Below are 1,214 nucleotides of genomic sequence, written 5' to 3'. Positions count from 1 at the left end.
GAAAGCACCACTGGCGGCAACTTCGAGCAGCTGACCCCGAGCACGACGCCAGCGGTGACCACCATCACCGATTCGATCGACAACACCGGCCTGAGCCTGACCGCGAATGGTTCGGTGGTTGAAGGCGGGCAGATCACCTACACCGCGACGCTGAGCAATCCGGCTGGCACCGCGATGAGCGTGACCCTGTCGAACGGCGCGGTAATCAACATCGAAGCCGGCAAAACTTCCGGCTCGGTGGTGGTCGATACCCCGGCGAAYGACGTYTACAAAAACGGCAGCACSGTCAGCACCACCATCGAGAGCACCACCGGTGGCAATTTCGAACAGCTGACCCCGAGCACGACCCCGGCGGTTACGACGATCACCGACTCGATCGACAACACCGGCCTGACACTCACCGCCGACAACAGCATTACCGAAGGTGGCCAGATCACCTACACCGCGACGCTGAGCAATCCGGCCGGCACCGCCATGAGCGTGACCCTGTCCAACGGCGCGGTGATCAACATCGAAGCCGGCAAGACTTCCGGTTCGGTGGTGGTCGACACCCCGGCGAACGACGTTTACAAGAACGGCAGCACCGTCAGCGCCACCATCGAGAGCACCACCGGTGGCAATTTCGAACAGCTGACCCCGAGCACCACACCGGCGGTCACCACGATCACCGACTCGATCGATAACACCGGCCTGACACTCACCGCCAACAACAGCATTACCGAAGGTGGCCAGATCACCTACACCGCGACGCTGAGCAATCCGGCCGGCACCGCGATGAGCGTCACGCTGTCGAACGGCGCCGTGATCAATATCGAGGCCGGTAAAACCAGCGGCTCCGTGGTGGTCGACACMCCAGCGAACGACGTTTACAAAAACGGCAGTACCGTCAGCACCACCATCGAAAGCACCAGCGGTGGCAACTTCGAGCAGTTGACCCCGAGCACGACGCCGGCGGTCACCACCATTACCGACTCGATCGACAACACCGGCCTGTCCCTGGCGGCCACCGGTTCGGTCACCGAAGGTGGCCAGATCACCTACACCGCGACGCTGACCAACCCGGCCGGCACCGCGATGAGCGTGACGCTGAGCAACGGCGCGGTGATCAACATCGAGGCCGGTAAAACCACCGGCTCCGTGGTGGTCGACACCCCGGCGAACGACGTCTACAAGAACGGCAGCACGGTCAGTACCACCATCGAAAGCACCAGCGG

General features: G+C 62.7%; 1 protein-coding gene. It reads left to right on the top strand.

Translation table 11 applies throughout. The annotated features are described in order from the left end of the window. A partial coding sequence (locus AC1DIG_RS29245) for an immunoglobulin-like domain-containing protein (protein ID WP_477770101.1) occupies nt 1-1,214 on the top strand: 1,214 nt, incomplete at both ends.

This window comes from Pseudomonas sp. 05N431 (assembly GCF_056397005.1).
Note: the sequence above shows the minus strand (reverse complement) of the source record. Positions and strands in the feature narration are given on the sequence as shown.